Source organism: Bradyrhizobium roseum, assembly GCF_030413175.1.
Taxonomy (GTDB): Bacteria; Pseudomonadota; Alphaproteobacteria; order Rhizobiales; family Xanthobacteraceae; genus Bradyrhizobium; species Bradyrhizobium roseum.
Genome location: NZ_CP129212.1, coordinates 2,360,453 through 2,374,690 on the forward strand (window position 1 = coordinate 2,360,453; position 14,238 = coordinate 2,374,690).

Here is a 14,238-nt window from a genome sequence, read left to right on the forward strand (position 1 = left end):
CGAAGGCGGCGCCTGCGATGAAGTGATGCGCTGTCAGTTCCGGTAAGAGGGATCGGCGCGGTCGAGTTTGCGCAGCAGCGCCGGCCAGGCGAGGTCGCCGTTGCGGGCGCTGCGGCCTGGTTTCGGCTGCATGCGTTGATATGTATCTTCGAGGATGTCTTGCGGCGGATAGATCAGCTTGGTGTTGCAGGACAGTGCCATGACCTGCACCTGGCAGGCGCGCTCGAGCCGGAACAGCACGTTGAACGCCGCCGGCACCGTGCGGCCGACGACGAGCAGGCCGTGGTTGCGAAGGATCATCGCTTCATGGTCGCCGAGGTCTTTCACCAACCGCTCGCGCTCGTCGACATTGTCGGCGATGCCTTCGAAATCGTGGTAGGCGATATGGAAAAACCGCATCGAGGTTTGCGCCAACGGGAGCAGGCCGCATTCCATCGCCGATACGGCCATGCCGGCCGGCGTGTGCGTATGCGCGACGCAGTCCATGTCGTGCTTGGCCATGTGGATCGCGCTGTGAATGACGAAGCCGGCGACGTTGACGTCATAGTCCGACGCGTTGAACAGCGTGTTGCCGTCGACATCGATCTTGATCAAGCTGGAAGCGTCGATCTCCTCGTAGAGCATCCCGTAGGGATTGATCAGGAACTGGTCGGTCGTTCCCGGCACCCGGCAGGAGATGTGGTTGGCGACCATCTCGGTCATGCCGTACATTGCCGTGAGACGGTAGCAGGCCGCGAGATCGACCCGCGCCCGCCATTCTTCCGGGCTGACCTGTTCGCGGACCGATTTGACGGCCTTGACGGCAGGCGAACTGACGGGCGGATTCATGGCGTTTCTCCACGGTTGGATTATTGGCCGGGACGGGGCCGGATCATTGGTCGGCAGGATAGCGGCAAAATTCGCTGCACGGCAAGGCAAGCACCGCCGGCGTTATTGCAGGTCTGGCGGCTCAAATTCGAATGCGCCGCCGATCCCGACGATGCGCTGGCGCTGCTTTTCGGAAGCGGAAATCGAAATGATCACGGTGGAGACGCCGAAGCGGCTGCTTACGTTTGTCTGAGCAGCTGCGGCGATTGCCGCGGGCCCTGCGTCAATCGCCCTGGCTGCCGTGCCGACGCATGTCTTCGATCCAGCGCGCGCGTTTCTTGTCGTCGGCAAAGGTGAGGCCGTATAGGCTTTCACGGACCGGTTTGATTCCGGCGAAGCTCAGCATGCTGCGCTCGAAGCTGCGCACCCCGAAGGCGCCGAAGTACCAGCGATAGAGCATCACCGGCATCCCCATGGTCACCACGACGCGAGCCGAACGACCGGCGAGCAGGCGTTTCGGAAACCGCTTTTCCCGGTACTCCATGGTGAAGCCTGGCCGAAAGATATGCTCGAGAAAGCCCTTGAACAGCGCCGGCATGGTTCCGTGCCAGAGCGGAAAGAGAAATACCCAGTGCTCCGCCCATCGCATGTCATCGCGGGGCTGCACCAGGCTCGGCGGCAACTCGCCGGTCTCGAAATCCGACTGCGTGCGCAGGAAGGTGAAATCCAGCTTTGCTGCCTCGATGCGTCGTACTTCATGTCCCGCCGAAGTCGCGGCTTCAGCGTAGGCCTCAGCCATCGCGTTCAACAGGTGATGGCCGGCCGCATCCGGATGGCCCTGGATGATTGCAATTCGCTTCGTCATGTGTCGTCCGGGTTCAGGCAGGGTGACAGGCCCACTCGTGCAACGTAACGAATGAATGCCGCCGTTGATGCAAGACTACTGCGAAGTATGCGCAGTAATTACGTTTCGGACTTTGACAGGGGTCAAAAGGCGGTCGTTTGCTCCGCGGCACGGCTACAAAGCTGCTCCGTCATTGAACAGTCAGCACGCCTTGTGACGGCTGCCGAGCGCCGTTGCGATCGACGCTGGATTCCTGATGCGCTCGATCGGCGTGTCGATACGATCCGCCCAGAACAACCATCCGAGCTCGACGCCGTGAGCTTGCTCGAACCTCGCGCGGTGTTTTGGTCCTCAACAACGAATGGGCCCCGGTGCATGAAAGCATCGCGGGGCCCTACATCTTCGTTATAGGCGAAGGAGGTCTGGCAAAAACCAGTATGGTCTCAGGATCCGACAGCGCGTGGCCTTTGCGCTCCAGTCCCGCTCTATGTTCGAATTGTTGAAAGCGCGATGAGGTCAGCAGCTGCTTACGACCTCGACCGCACCCGGACCCTGCGATGAGCAAGGTCACCAGTCTGATCCGGTGGCGTCATGCTCCTCCTCAAGAGGTTGGCCGACGGACTTTCGTCCGCACCTGCTGCGTGCCGCCTTGATCGTATGATCGGGGGCGTCAATGCCTGCGAAGCAGGGAGCCGAAGCTCCGTGACTCCATCAGGTGCAGCGTGCAAATGCTGCGGCAGATACAGGCCGGTGTCAAGCTTTCCCGATGGCAGTAGTACTACGACGGTTCCGGGGAACCAATGTCAGGCCACCGTCTGGCGGTAATCGCGCAAATCGGGATCGTGGGTCATCGCCCAGTAATCCACGAATCGCCACGGCATCGCCGAGAATACGCGGCCCAGCCCGTTGCGGTAGTAGGTTGTCATACCGGGATGCGTCCAGATCAGTTGTTGATGCTCGGCATCCACTTTACGAATGTACTCATCGTGGGCTTCCGGGCGAACGTCGATGACTGCGATATCACGCTCCATCATTTCGACGAGGCAGGCCGAGATGTAACGGCTCTGGCATTCGGATTGAAAGATCACGCTGCCGCCATGCGCGGGGCCTGAATTGGGACCGAGCATCACGAAGAAATTCGGGAAGTCCGGCACGGTGAGGCCGAGATAGGCCGTCGGGTTATCATTGGCCCACGCCGCCTTGAGATTCTTTCCATTACGCCCGCTGATGTTGAGGCGCGCGGCCATCTCGGTGACCTTGAAGCCGGTGGAGACCACGATCGCATCGGCCGGTCGCAGCGTGCCGTCCGAGGTCACAATGCCGTCCTTTGCGAAATGGTCGATCCTGTCCGTGACCAGTTCGACATTCGGCTTCGTCAGTGTCTTGAACCAGTTGTTGTCCAGCAGGATGCGCTTGCCGTAGGGCGGATAGGTCGGCACGCATTTTTCGATCAGGTCGGGGCGGTCTTTCAATTCGGACTGGATGAAGTTCGTCAGCTCTTCGCGATGCCGGTCATTGCCCTTGTTGACCGCGCGATCGGGGTGCGGCCATGCCGGGTCCTTGCGCAGGAACGGCAGCAGGCCATCGCCGTAGCGCCAGAACATGTTGAAGCGATACCACTGCACATAAAATGGCAGATGCGCGAGCAGCCATTGCGCCCCCTCGGTGATCGGATCGGAGTAGCCCGCCACGGGGCGCGCCCACTGCGCGGTGCGCTGATAGACGGTGACCGACGCGACGCGGTCCGCGATCGACGGCACCAGTTGCATCGCGGTCGCGCCGGTGCCGATGACGGCAACATGCTTGCCGTCGAGATTGATGTCGTCTGACCACAGCGCCGAGTGCAGTGTCAGGCCTTTGTAATCTTCCTCGCCCTTGAAGTGCGCGGGAGCGGGATCGTTGAGTTGGCCAATGGCGCTGACCAGCGTGGTCGACTCAAACGTCTCCTCGCCATCGGGGGTCTTCAAGGTCGATATCCAGCGCCGCTTGTTCTCATCCCAGCGCGACGATGTCAGTTCGGTATTGAGGCGGAGATGCGCTCGGATATCGTATTCGAGCGCAACCTTCTTGAGATAATCCAGCAGTTCCTGACGCTGGGCGAAATAGCGTGTCCATGGATTGCGCGCGCCGAACGAGAAGGAATAGGAATGGTTCGGGGTATCGACGCCGCATCCGGGGTAGCGGTTCATATACCAGGTGCCGCCGAGTTCGGCGTTCTTTTCGACGATGGTGTAGGGGATGCCGAGGCGGCCGAGGGTTACGCCCAGCGCGATGGCGCAGACGCCGGCGCCGACGATCAGCACGTGCTGATGCGCAAGCTTATCGGCCTCTGGCGGCTTGCTCCAACGCGTTTCGCGGGGCACGAAGCCCATCTCCTCGCGCATCAACGGCGCGTATTCCGGCGCGACGTTCTCGCCGAGCGTCGCGCGCATCATCCTCAGCATCATATCGTTGCCGGGGTCGGTGATGACCGGCTTTGGCTTCCCGCTGGCGAACAGTTTCAGCACGGCGGCGCGGATTTCGGCCTGGATTTCCGGCGGCACGCCGGCTTGCGGATCCGGGATCAGGCGGATATCCCGCTTCGGCTTGTAAGGCGCTTCCAGCCAGCGTTCGTCGCCGGTCATATGGACCAGCACCATCAGCAGCACGCGTATGTCGCCCTCGGCGATCGCGGACGACAGGTCGAGTTTCTTGCGCGGCACTTCGATGTTCATCCCGATGTCCTCGCTACACGCCGGGTGCTTCGCGCAGGCCGCCATAGGCGGCCCAGGTGGTGCCCGCGATATATCCGGCGTCTACCGGGAGGTTGATCCCGGTCACACCGCTGCTCATCGGCGACAGCAGCCACGCGATCGCCTGCGCGACCTCGATCGGCTCCACCAGCCGGTTCATGGCGGTCGGGCTTTCGAGCAACTTCCTGTTCAACGCACCTGACGCAATGCCGGCCTCCAGCATCGCGGTGCGCGTGAAGCCGGGCGAAACCGCGTTGACGCGGACGCCAGTGCGGCCCCATTCGGCGGCCAGCGTCTGGGTGATCTGGATGACGCCAGCCTTTGCGGCGGTGTAGGCGTGGATGGGCCCCGACGTCATGCCGGCGACGGAGGCGACATTGACGATCGCGCCGTGTCGGCGTTCGGCCATTTTCACGCCGACGGTGCGCGCGACCAGGAAGGTCCCGCGGAGGTCGATGTTGACCTCGCGATCCCACTGATCCATCCGCACGCGCTCGATGGGATGCATCTTGCCGAAGACGCCGGCGGCGTTGACCAGGTCGGTGATCGGGCCGTGCACAGCCTCGATGTCGGCGACGCCGTTGACGACGGCGCTTTCATTGGCGACATCTAGTGGGGCGGGCCACAAGATGGCCTGAGTGCCGGTCAACGGCTCCGGTGCGATGTCCGCTATCACGACGCGTTGGCCCCGTCCGGCGAGAAGCGTCGCGGTAGCAGCGCCAATGCCACGGCTGCCGCCGGTGACGAGAACAATACCCTCAGCGGTCATGGCTGTTTCCTTTCAGGAATGAACAGCCCGCGCGAGACGAGCTACCGGTTTGCGTTTCCATTCCCCATCCCTGAAATCCTCCCGACTACACTCCGCGGCAGCGAGGCGATGATCAAGGCTTATCTCGCCCTGCCGCGGCAGCCAATAGCACCGTCACGGTTCTGGCCGAGCAGAGCATGCATTTTTGCCTTGGCCTTGCGAGCCACGCGACGGTTATCGACAAGGGCCAGATCGTCTACACATCCGGGATCGAAGAGCTGAAAGCCAGCGAAAACATTCGTCAGCGCCGTCTCGCGCTGTAGCTTTCGGCCCGATCCGGGAGAAGACATGGCTATCGCACCCAAGCTATCGCCAACGCATGAGGCGCCGTATCGCGGCCTGCGCGTGCTGGATTTCGGGCAGGGCATCGCCTCGCCCTATTGCGCTATGCTGCTCGCCGTGTACGGGGCTGACGTCGTCAAGATCGAGCCGCCTGAGGGGGACTGGTCGCGTTTTCTCGGCACGACCTATGGCAACCATACCACGCTGTCGGCGGTCTATAACCGCGGCAAGCGCAGTCTCTGCCTCGACATGAAGCACAAGGACGGGATCGCCATCGCCCGGCGGCTGGCGCGGGAGTGCGATGTCCTGATCGAAGGTTTTCGGCCCGGCGTGGCTGCGCGGCTCGGTATTGGCTACGAGGAACTGTCGCGCGAAAATCCCGCCCTGATCTATCTGTCAGTCAGCGCGTTCGGGCAGAGCGGGCCCTATTCAAAACGGCCGGGCTCGGACTCGGTAGCGCAAGCCTTCTCCGGATTTGTCTCGATCAATGTCGGCAATGACGGCACCCCGCATCGGGCCGGCACCACAATCTCCGACGTCGTCACCGGGGTCTATGCCTTCCAGGCCATTGCAACGACGCTGTTCGCACGTGCAACCGTCGGCACCGGGCGCTGGATCGACGTCAATCTCTGCCAGTCGACGTCGGCGTTGCTTGGCCACAAGGTGGCCGAGCACATCCTCGAGGGGGGCGCGCCGCGCGCCCTCAATGTGCCGGCGGGCTCGTACCAGACGGCCGACGGCTGGATGATGGTCACGCTGGTGAACGAGCCGCAATACAAGCGACTATGTGCCGCGATCGGCCGTGACGATCTCGCCAGTGACCCGCGTTTTGCGGATTTTGCACGACGGGCAGACGCGGTGGATGCGCTGATCCCGCAGTTGCGCGAGGTGTTCCTGACACGGCCGACGGATGCCTGGCTCGCCCGTCTGCATGCCGCCGATCTCATTGCAGAACGGATTCTCAATTCCGGAGAATGGCTGCGCAATGCCCATGTCGAAGCGACACGGGCGGCGGTGTGCCAGCAGACGCCGGGGGTGGGGCCGGTATACTCCCCGAGAACGCCCGGCATTGCGAGCTTCTCGGAGGATGATCTGAGCCCGGCGCCCGACATCGGGCAGGACAGTTACGAGGTGCTGCTACAGGCAGGCTTCGAGCGCGGCGCCGTCGACAATCTGGTCAAGGCCGGCGCGGTGCGACAGGCCAAGGGAGAGAGCAGGGGAGACACGGCATGAGTATCGATCTCGTTCGCTATTCCGTTTCGGACAACATTGCCGAGATCATGCTGGACCGCTCACCGGTCAATGCGCTCAGCATGGACCTGATCGATGCGCTGCTGGCGGCGCTAGCGAAGGCCAGGGATGACGAGGCTGTGCGCGCCGTCATCATCGGCAGCGCCCACAAGGTGTTTTGCGCCGGGCTCGATCTGGACATCGTCAGAGGCAAGCCGGGGATCGAGACCAAGAAGTTTCTCGAGCAATTGTATTTCGCGCTTAACGATACCCAGTATCGCATGGGCAAGCCGACCATCGCCGCGGTCGACGGCGCGGTGCGGGCCGGCGGCATGACGATTGCGATCTCCTGCGACATGATCATCGCCGGTGATGCCTGCACCTTTGGCTATCCGGAAATCGATGTCGGGCTGATCCCGGCCATTCATTTCGTGCAATTGCCGAGGCTAGTCGGCAAGCACCAGGCGTTCGGGCCGCTATTCCTGGGTGAACCGTTCGATGCCGCGACCGCCTTTCGCATGGGCCTGCTCAGCGAAATTGTGCCGAAGGGCACGGCGCTCGATCGGGCGCGGGAAATCGCGAGGAAGCTTGCCGCCAAGTCCTCCATCGTGATGAAGATCGGACGCGACGCCTTCATGCGCGCGGTCGATGCCGACTTCCGCCGGTCGGTCGAAAATGCCGCCGAGAGTTTTGCGCTTGTTGCGACGACGGAAGATTGTCAGGAAGGCCTGAATGCGTTCGTTGAAAAGCGGACACCAAACTACAGGGGACGCTGATGGCGGGATTGTACTTCGAGGAATTCGAGGTCGGCCGGGAATTTCACCATGAATTTTCCAGGACCGTGACCGAGATGGACAACACCATGTTCAGCCTGCTGACCATGAACCCGCAGCCGTTGCATATCGATGCACATTTCGCCGAGAATACCGAGTTCGGCCAGCGGCTGTTCAACAGTCTCTATACGCTCGGTATCATGATCGGCATGAGCGTTTACGATACCACGCTCGGCACCACGATCGGCAATCTGGGCATGACCGATGTGAAATTCCCAAAACCGGTGTTTCACGGCGATACGCTGAAAGCGCACACCAAGATCATCTCCAAGCGCGCCAGCAAGTCGCGGCCGACCCAGGGCATTGTTGAGTTCGAGCACACGATGACCAATCAGCGCGGCGAAGTGGTAGCAAGCTGCCGCCGGACCGGGTTGATGCACTGCAAGCCAAAGGCGTGACGCCATGAGATCGTTCCTTTTCGTGCCCGGCGACAGCCAGCGCAAGTTCGAAAACGCCAAGAAGACCGCAGCCGACGCGCTGATCCTCGACCTTGAGGACTCGATCGCGCCGGATGAAAAGGTCGGCGCGCGGCGCACGGTTCGCGAAATGCTCGACGCAAGGAATCCGAGCCAGAAGTATTACATTCGCGTCAACGCGCTAGATACGGATATGACGCTCGGCGACCTCGCGGCCGTCATGCCGGGCCGGCCCGATGGGATCGTGCTGCCGAAATGCGCCGGCGCCGCCGATGTGAACAAGCTTTCGCTGTATCTCGATGCCTTCGAGGCGGCTGCCGGGATTGAGCACGGCGCGACACGCATCGTGACGGTGGCGACGGAGACCGCGAGGGCCGTCCTCAAGCTGCTCGATTTCGAAAACATGAGCCCGCGGCTCTGGGGCATGATGTGGGGCGCCGAGGACCTCGCGGCCTCGCTCGGTGCATCGCGAAACCGGACGGGCGGGCGCTACCACGGTCCGTTCCTGCTGGCGCGCGATCTCTGCCTGATCAGCGCCGCGGCAGCCGGCGTGGTCGCCATCGACACCATCGCCACGGACATCAACGATCTCGACGGACTCCGGGAAGAGGCGATCGCCGCGCGGCAGGATGGTTTCCTCGCCAAGGCGGTGATCCATCCCAAGCACGTCGACGTCGTCAACGCCGCCTTCATGCCGACGGACGAGGAAATCGCCTGGTCGGAAAAAGTGGTCAAGGCCTTCAACGACAATCCGACATCCGGCGTCGTGAAGATCGACGGCAAGATGATCGACAAGCCGCATTTGCGTGCGGCGGAGAAGATTTTGGCGCTGCGAGGGCGGTAGAGGGCCGGCGGTTCCGGACTGGATTGACTTTGTAGCTGGGTCGGCTGCAAATACCGGGGAACATCAGGTTTTGAGGAAGGTACCATGGTTGACGCGCTGATTATCGATGCATGCAGGACCCCACGCGGTATCGGCAAGGCCGGCAAGGGTGCCTTGTCGGGTATTCATCCGCAGCAGCTCGGTGCTGCGGTGTTGCGCGCGCTGGCCGAGCGCACCGGTATCAATACCGCTGACGTCGATGACATTGTCTGGGGTACCAGCTCGCAACGCGCCCAGCAGAGCGGCGATCTCGGGCGGATGTCGGCGCTCGACGCCGGCTATGACGTTCGAGCCAGTGCGGTGACGCTGGACCGGTTTTGCGGGTCCGGCATCACAAGCGTCAACATGGCGGCAAACTCGATCATGGCGGGCTCCGAGGATCTTGTGATTGCCGGCGGCACCGAGATGATGTCGATGGATGGGCGCCGCGGGGAGGGGCCGTTCATGATGGATAACGGCAATCTTCGCCTGCGTGCAAAACATCCGCAATCGCATCAAGGCGTCTGCGCCGATGCGGTGGCGACGCTGGAAGGCATTACGCGACAGGATGTCGATCAACTCGGCCTCGAAAGCCAGAGGCGTGCGGCGGCGGCGATCAAGGGCGGACATTTCGACAAGAGCCTCGTGCCTGTTTATCGCGAGGATGGCAGCCTTGCGCTGGATAGGGAGGAATATCCACGGCCGCAGACGACCATGGAAGGACTGGCCGGATTGAAGGCGGCTTTCCCGGCAATCGCGGACTATGCGCTCGACGACCAGGGCACGACCTACCGAAAGCTCATCCTGGACAAGTATCCTGATCTCGACATCAACTTCGTGCACCATGCCGGTAATTCGTCCGGCGTGGTCGACGGGTCTGCCGCGATTCTGCTGGCGTCTCCAAGTTACGCAAAGGCCCATGGGCTGAAGCCGCGCGCCCGCGTGGTTGCGATGGCGAATATGGGGGACTCACCGACCCTGATGCTGAACGCACCGGTGCCGGCCGCCCGCAAGGTGCTGGCCAAGGCGGGGCTCACGCTCGATGATATCGATCTGTTCGAGATCAACGAGGCATTTGCGGTCGTCGCCGAAAAATTCATCCGCGATCTCAAGCTCGACCGCGACAAGGTCAACGTCAATGGCGGCTCGATCGCGCTTGGCCATCCGATCGGGGCGACGGGCTCGATCCTGATCGGGACCGTGCTGGACGAACTGGAGCGCCGCGATCTCAAACGTGGACTGGTAACGATGTGCGCCGCTGGCGGCATGGCGCCGGCTATTATCATCGAGCGCGTCTGACGGCGCGGTCGTCAGGCCGCCGGGAACTGCAATTCGAACATTATGCCTTCGTTGGTCGGCACGAGCCGAATTGATCCGCCGTGACTCGTCATCACGGCCTGGACAATGGAGAGGCCCATGCCCGTGCCGCCGGTGTCGCGGCGCGTGGTGAAGAACGCATCGAAGATCTTTTCCCGGTTCGGTGCGGATATCGGATCACCGTCATTGGTGACGGTCATCTTGATGGAAGTGTCTGCCGCAACGGCTTCGAGCCGCACGCTTTTTGCGTTATGGCGAATGGCGTTGTCAGTCAGGTGCGACAAGACGATCAGGGCCTTTTCACCGGACATGCCGATCGAGCGATCGAGGCACCCCGTCGCATCTATAGTCCTCGTCGGAAAGCGGCTCTTCAGCCCGCCTATCACCTGCGACAGTTCGGTATGTTCGTTCTGCGGTGCGGTTTCTGCGCGTGCCAGCTCCCGCAACCGCTGGGTCATCGCTTCCAGGCGTCCGGTGTCACCCAGAATGTTCGAGATGAAATTCTTTTGCTCCATCCGGGTGAGCGTGTCCGATTTGCTTTGCAAAGAGTCCAGCAACAGTTCAGCCGCGCCCTTGATCGATGTCAGCGGCGACTTCAGTTCATGGGTAAGGTGCGAGGAGAAGGTAGCGATGTAATCGGACCGACGCGACAGTTGTTCCGCCATATCGAGGAAGCTGTGCGACAACAGGGCCAGCTCGCGTGTCCCGTAGTGGGCAAGCGGGCGAAACGCGTCACGGTCGCCACGGCTGATGCGGGCGGCGCGATCGACCAGCTCGCGCATCGGTCGCGTGATGGTTCGAGAAAAAACCAGACCGATGACGATGGTGGCGAAAACGACGGCCAGCGCCGCCAGGATGAACTTGCCGCGCTCCTGATAGAGATGATCGAAGATGTTGCTTGGCGTTCTCGAGGTGTAGATGACGCCGCCGACGCGGTTGTTGACGATCACCGGCATCGCCGAAAATACGTGGACGCCAACGCCGCGGCTGATCGAATAGATCGGCGGCGGCGGCTTGTCCGGCTTTCGAATTCGCAGGACCGCCCGATATTGACCTCGCAGCGCCGTCGCTACTTCCTCGATGTGAGCGAGCGACTGGCCGACTTCGTCGCGGCCGGCAATCACGACGCCGCGGGAATCAAGGATGCGGAAGCCGGCCAGCGTGACTTTCTGCGTGTCCAGGATGATCGGCATCAGCCGGGTGCCGATCTCTGCGTAGGCGGACGAGGCGGGTGCATTCGCGGGAAGGGCGTTCGGACGCCGACGTAGCAGGTCTCCGCCGGCGGCAAGATCGAGCGCGGGCCGGATCGGTGTCAACTGGTCGTCGCGATCCGGGCGCGCCTCGGGCGGAATTTCAACGCCGAGGACGAGGCCGTCGCCGAGGCGGGCTTCTACTTCCCGCGCATAGACCGCAGCCAGCACCCGGCTTTGCGCGATCAGTTCGGCCTGGGTCTGGTGAATGAGCTGATTGTCGTAGAGGCGAAAGAAGAACAGTCCGACCAGTGGCAGTGTCGCCGCGGTGGCCAGCGCGGTGAAAATGACCTGTCCAACGGATGGTCGCCACTTTTCGCCCGGACGTCGTATCATGCCAGCGGCTCGCATCGGCCAAGCTTGAAGCCGACGCCGTGAATGGTTTCGATGACATTGTCGCAATTCGCGGCAGACAGCTTTGCCCGGATATTGCGAATGTGGCTGTCGATCGTGCGATCCGACACCTGGATGTTGAGCTGATAGGCGGCGTTCATGATCTGCTCCCGGCTGAAGACGAGCGTCGGCCGCGTCAGAAATGCCCGCAGGATTCCGAATTCGATGGCGGTGAAACGAAGTGGGGTGCCGGCAAACTCGGCGGTATGCTGCTCGGGATCGAGCGACAGCTTGCCTTGCGAGAGCGCGGCCTGGGCTGATCTTCCATTCGTTACGCGCGCGGCTGTGCGGCGCAGGATGACGTTGACGCGGGCGACGAGTTCGCGCGGACTGAAGGGTTTTGTGACGTAATCGTCGCCGCCGATTTCGAGGCCCAGCACGCGATCGATCTCATCGTCGCGCGCAGAGAGGAACAGAATCGGCACGTCCGAGGACTTTCTGATTTCGCGGCAGACGTCGAGGCCGTCGAATTCCGGCATGCCGATATCCAGAATGATCAGATCCGGCCGGTCGGCGGCGAACCGCGTCAATGCTTCCTTGCCGTCGCGCGCTTCGAAGACGGTCATACCGGCCTTCTTCAGCGCAACCCGGATGACCTCGCGGATGTGCAGGTCGTCGTCAACGATCAGAATACGGTGCGTCAAACGTCTCTCCTGGCGCTACTGGCGGTGGTCGATCTAGCCTGCGGACGTAGTTTTCGGTTGGGCACCCAGGGCGCGCTGGAGGCGCCAGCTCCGAAAACCCCAGGCGCGCCATGAAGCCATCTGCTTCACTTGTTGTTCTACAAGGCAACCACGGCGGGAAACAAGGGCAGGATCGAAGCCACGAAGGACAATCGCCCGGTCTATGGCTGGCAGCGCCTGCGGGCCGAGCGAAAATAGATAGTTCAAATCGATCCATACACCTTTGCCGTTGGCCTCGCGGCTGTGGCTGACGTTGTAGTCGGCGATGATGGCGGCGAAATTGACCAGCGAGCAGACGTAAAGCGTTGCCGTCAAGGTCAGAAGATTGGCGCGGATCAGCCAGTCATTCGAACGATTCAGAGCGATGCGGGCAACGATGAGCAGCAGCCCCAACACGACCAGCACCATCCAGACGAAAGCGGCAATGCGCCACCAGGTCAGCAGGTAGGTTTGAACATAGAGATCGAGCCGCAGAATGGATGACACCACGAGCAATACATTCTGTGCGACCCATACATAGACCAGCGGTCTGATCACCCTGGATCGTTCGGCTGGTCCGCCCGGCCTCATGGCGGCCAGAACAAAACCTGCAGCGAGGAGCGCCGTGATGATGAGGGGATAGGCGCCGCGGTGCGCATCGGTCGCATAGCTGATATCGGGAGGAAGCTCCGTGTTGCCCCAGAGATAGATGATCTCCAGGACGGTTTGAACCGCAAACAGAAGATTGAACAGCACCAACGAACGCAGGATCGCGGCTACACCGAAGAAGCCTGCCTGGCGGATCGCCGTCTCCGGCTCCTGCGTGCGCGCGTCCGCGGAGTTCATCAAAGCCCCGGCCAGCGCGGTCATATCAACGAGGGTCCTGTCTATCGAACGCTCGGGCTTGCTGCGCCATTGAATATGGATGAAGGGCCAGGCCACGGACAACGCCGCTACCCAAAACAACGATCGACTTAGACTGAGATGAGAGCTTGCATCATCGGGAGTGACAAGCCGGATCCATTTCTCGATCAGCGGATTGGCCGACGCGAACAGGAAAGTGAAGACGCAACCGAGAACGAGTGGGACGATCCATATCGCGATGGTTGCTGCCGCCGCCGATCGATCGAACATGGCCGGGACGTCCCGTAAGAACCTGAACGGGCCGAATACGTAGAGGTCGCGAAGCGCCAACGCGCGTTGTCCGAGCGTTTCAAATGGACGGTTGCCCGCAACTTGGAGGCATATTCCAAACGTCATTATGATGAAGAGCAGCGAGCTGAAATTGAGTTCTTCGATAGCTGGCATCAACCCGAGCAACAAGAGGATGCCGACCGGCAACGCCTGTCTGTTCCGAAACGTAGCGAAATTGACGAGCAGGGAGCCACTGGCCAACGCGAGTGAAAAGATAACTGCGGAGATTCCAATTGATTCGCCGTAGAATAACCAGTCGGCGAGTGCCGCGAGTGCGATCACTATCGCCGGCTTGATCGGCATAGCGCTTTGCTGAACAGTGCTGGCGTCCGAAGCAGGCGTGATGAGGTCGGCCATCCTTGTGTCACCTGTCGGGAGAGAAAAATGGCGAACCAGATTCGCCGAGGGATATTCGCAGAGCCACCAACCGTCGTTAGCCAGCCGTGTAGGAATAGTCATTCGATAACCACTGCTGATTTGCAGGACGGACTATCGGGTGTTGTCGTGCATTTGCGTGGAGCATGTCTGCAAGAGTTCAGTATTTTTATGCAGTTTCCGTGCAGTCGCGCTTATGCGCTCGCACCAGCTCGGCAAGTTTGATACGGGCA

13 protein-coding genes are annotated in these 14,238 nt (G+C 61.5%); 6 read left to right on the forward strand and 7 right to left on the reverse strand.

Translation table 11 applies throughout. The features are described 5' to 3' along the window. Nucleotides 1-33 precede the first annotated feature (33 nt). The 4 genes from QUH67_RS11170 to QUH67_RS11185 form a co-directional block, all read right to left on the reverse strand. Nucleotides 34-828 carry a class II aldolase/adducin family protein gene (locus tag QUH67_RS11170; protein ID WP_300946736.1) on the reverse strand — a complete coding sequence of 265 codons (795 nt, stop codon included), beginning with the start codon at nucleotides 826-828 and terminating at the stop codon, nucleotides 34-36. Nucleotides 829-1,090: 262 nt separating this feature from the next. Beyond that, nucleotides 1,091-1,672, reverse strand: a complete 582-nt coding sequence (locus QUH67_RS11175; RefSeq protein WP_300946737.1) for an NAD(P)H-dependent oxidoreductase — start codon at nucleotides 1,670-1,672, stop codon at nucleotides 1,091-1,093. Nucleotides 1,673-2,454: 782 nt separating this feature from the next. Beyond that, nucleotides 2,455-4,365: a flavin-containing monooxygenase gene (locus QUH67_RS11180; RefSeq protein ID WP_300946738.1), complete on the reverse strand. Its 1,911-nt coding sequence runs from the start codon at nucleotides 4,363-4,365 to the stop codon at nucleotides 2,455-2,457. Nucleotides 4,366-4,378: 13 nt separating this feature from the next. Then, nucleotides 4,379-5,152 (reverse strand): SDR family NAD(P)-dependent oxidoreductase, encoded by a 774-nt coding sequence (locus tag QUH67_RS11185; RefSeq protein ID WP_300946739.1) that lies wholly within the window; start codon nucleotides 5,150-5,152, stop codon nucleotides 4,379-4,381. Nucleotides 5,153-5,328: 176 nt separating this feature from the next. On the opposite strand from QUH67_RS11185, the gene QUH67_RS11190 reads away from it, so the two are divergent. The 6 genes from QUH67_RS11190 to QUH67_RS11215 all read left to right on the forward strand — a co-directional run bounded on the left by QUH67_RS11190 (nucleotide 5,329) and on the right by QUH67_RS11215 (nucleotide 10,113). Next, nucleotides 5,329-5,454 (forward strand): hypothetical protein, encoded by a 126-nt coding sequence (locus tag QUH67_RS11190; RefSeq protein WP_300946740.1) that lies wholly within the window; start codon nucleotides 5,329-5,331, stop codon nucleotides 5,452-5,454. Between the two features lie 25 nt (nucleotides 5,455-5,479). After that, nucleotides 5,480-6,706 carry a CaiB/BaiF CoA transferase family protein gene (locus QUH67_RS11195; protein ID WP_300946741.1) on the forward strand — a complete coding sequence of 409 codons (1,227 nt, stop codon included), beginning with the start codon at nucleotides 5,480-5,482 and terminating at the stop codon, nucleotides 6,704-6,706. Further along, nucleotides 6,703-7,479 carry an enoyl-CoA hydratase/isomerase family protein gene (locus tag QUH67_RS11200; protein ID WP_300946742.1) on the forward strand — a complete coding sequence of 259 codons (777 nt, stop codon included), beginning with the start codon at nucleotides 6,703-6,705 and terminating at the stop codon, nucleotides 7,477-7,479. The genes QUH67_RS11195 and QUH67_RS11200 overlap by 4 nt, the downstream gene beginning before the upstream one ends. Next, nucleotides 7,479-7,934, forward strand: coding sequence for a MaoC family dehydratase (locus QUH67_RS11205; RefSeq protein ID WP_300946743.1), 456 nt, complete (start codon nucleotides 7,479-7,481; stop codon nucleotides 7,932-7,934). Before QUH67_RS11200 ends, QUH67_RS11205 begins: the two co-directional genes overlap by 1 nt. A gap of 4 nt (nucleotides 7,935-7,938) precedes the next feature. Continuing rightward, entirely contained in the window at nucleotides 7,939-8,796 is an 858-nt protein-coding gene (locus QUH67_RS11210; protein ID WP_300946744.1) for an HpcH/HpaI aldolase/citrate lyase family protein, read from the forward strand. A gap of 84 nt (nucleotides 8,797-8,880) precedes the next feature. After that, a complete protein-coding gene (locus QUH67_RS11215) occupies nucleotides 8,881-10,113 on the forward strand; it encodes an acetyl-CoA C-acetyltransferase (RefSeq protein WP_300946745.1) in 1,233 nt (410 codons plus the stop codon). Nucleotides 10,114-10,124: 11 nt separating this feature from the next. On the opposite strand, the gene QUH67_RS11220 is transcribed toward QUH67_RS11215, so the two are convergent. The 3 genes from QUH67_RS11220 to QUH67_RS11230 are packed head-to-tail and all read right to left on the reverse strand — an operon-like array spanning nucleotide 10,125 to nucleotide 13,987. Then, nucleotides 10,125-11,717: an ATP-binding protein gene (locus QUH67_RS11220; protein WP_300946746.1), complete on the reverse strand. Its 1,593-nt coding sequence runs from the start codon at nucleotides 11,715-11,717 to the stop codon at nucleotides 10,125-10,127. Continuing rightward, on the reverse strand, nucleotides 11,714-12,418 hold the full coding sequence (locus QUH67_RS11225; RefSeq protein WP_300946747.1) for a response regulator transcription factor: 705 nt from the start codon (nucleotides 12,416-12,418) through the stop codon (nucleotides 11,714-11,716). Before QUH67_RS11225 ends, QUH67_RS11220 begins: the two co-directional genes overlap by 4 nt. A gap of 33 nt (nucleotides 12,419-12,451) precedes the next feature. Next, nucleotides 12,452-13,987 carry a DUF4153 domain-containing protein gene (locus QUH67_RS11230; protein ID WP_300946749.1) on the reverse strand — a complete coding sequence of 512 codons (1,536 nt, stop codon included), beginning with the start codon at nucleotides 13,985-13,987 and terminating at the stop codon, nucleotides 12,452-12,454. Nucleotides 13,988-14,238 lie beyond the last annotated feature (251 nt).

What these genes read in the sequence shown, in the direction of transcription:
- QUH67_RS11170 (WP_300946736.1), bottom strand. Translation starts at nt 828, where the DNA reads ATGAATCCGCCCGTCAGTTCGCCTGCCGTCAAGGCCGTCAAATCGGTC.
- QUH67_RS11175 (WP_300946737.1), bottom strand. Translation starts at nt 1,672, where the DNA reads ATGACGAAGCGAATTGCAATCATCCAGGGCCATCCGGATGCGGCCGGC.
- QUH67_RS11180 (WP_300946738.1), bottom strand. Translation starts at nt 4,365, where the DNA reads ATGAACATCGAAGTGCCGCGCAAGAAACTCGACCTGTCGTCCGCGATC.
- QUH67_RS11185 (WP_300946739.1), bottom strand. Translation starts at nt 5,152, where the DNA reads ATGACCGCTGAGGGTATTGTTCTCGTCACCGGCGGCAGCCGTGGCATT.
- QUH67_RS11190 (WP_300946740.1), top strand. Translation starts at nt 5,329, where the DNA reads ATGCATTTTTGCCTTGGCCTTGCGAGCCACGCGACGGTTATCGACAAG.
- QUH67_RS11195 (WP_300946741.1), top strand. Translation starts at nt 5,480, where the DNA reads ATGGCTATCGCACCCAAGCTATCGCCAACGCATGAGGCGCCGTATCGC.
- QUH67_RS11200 (WP_300946742.1), top strand. Translation starts at nt 6,703, where the DNA reads ATGAGTATCGATCTCGTTCGCTATTCCGTTTCGGACAACATTGCCGAG.
- QUH67_RS11205 (WP_300946743.1), top strand. Translation starts at nt 7,479, where the DNA reads ATGGCGGGATTGTACTTCGAGGAATTCGAGGTCGGCCGGGAATTTCAC.
- QUH67_RS11210 (WP_300946744.1), top strand. Translation starts at nt 7,939, where the DNA reads ATGAGATCGTTCCTTTTCGTGCCCGGCGACAGCCAGCGCAAGTTCGAA.
- QUH67_RS11215 (WP_300946745.1), top strand. Translation starts at nt 8,881, where the DNA reads ATGGTTGACGCGCTGATTATCGATGCATGCAGGACCCCACGCGGTATC.
- QUH67_RS11220 (WP_300946746.1), bottom strand. Translation starts at nt 11,717, where the DNA reads ATGATACGACGTCCGGGCGAAAAGTGGCGACCATCCGTTGGACAGGTC.
- QUH67_RS11230 (WP_300946749.1), bottom strand. Translation starts at nt 13,987, where the DNA reads ATGGCCGACCTCATCACGCCTGCTTCGGACGCCAGCACTGTTCAGCAA.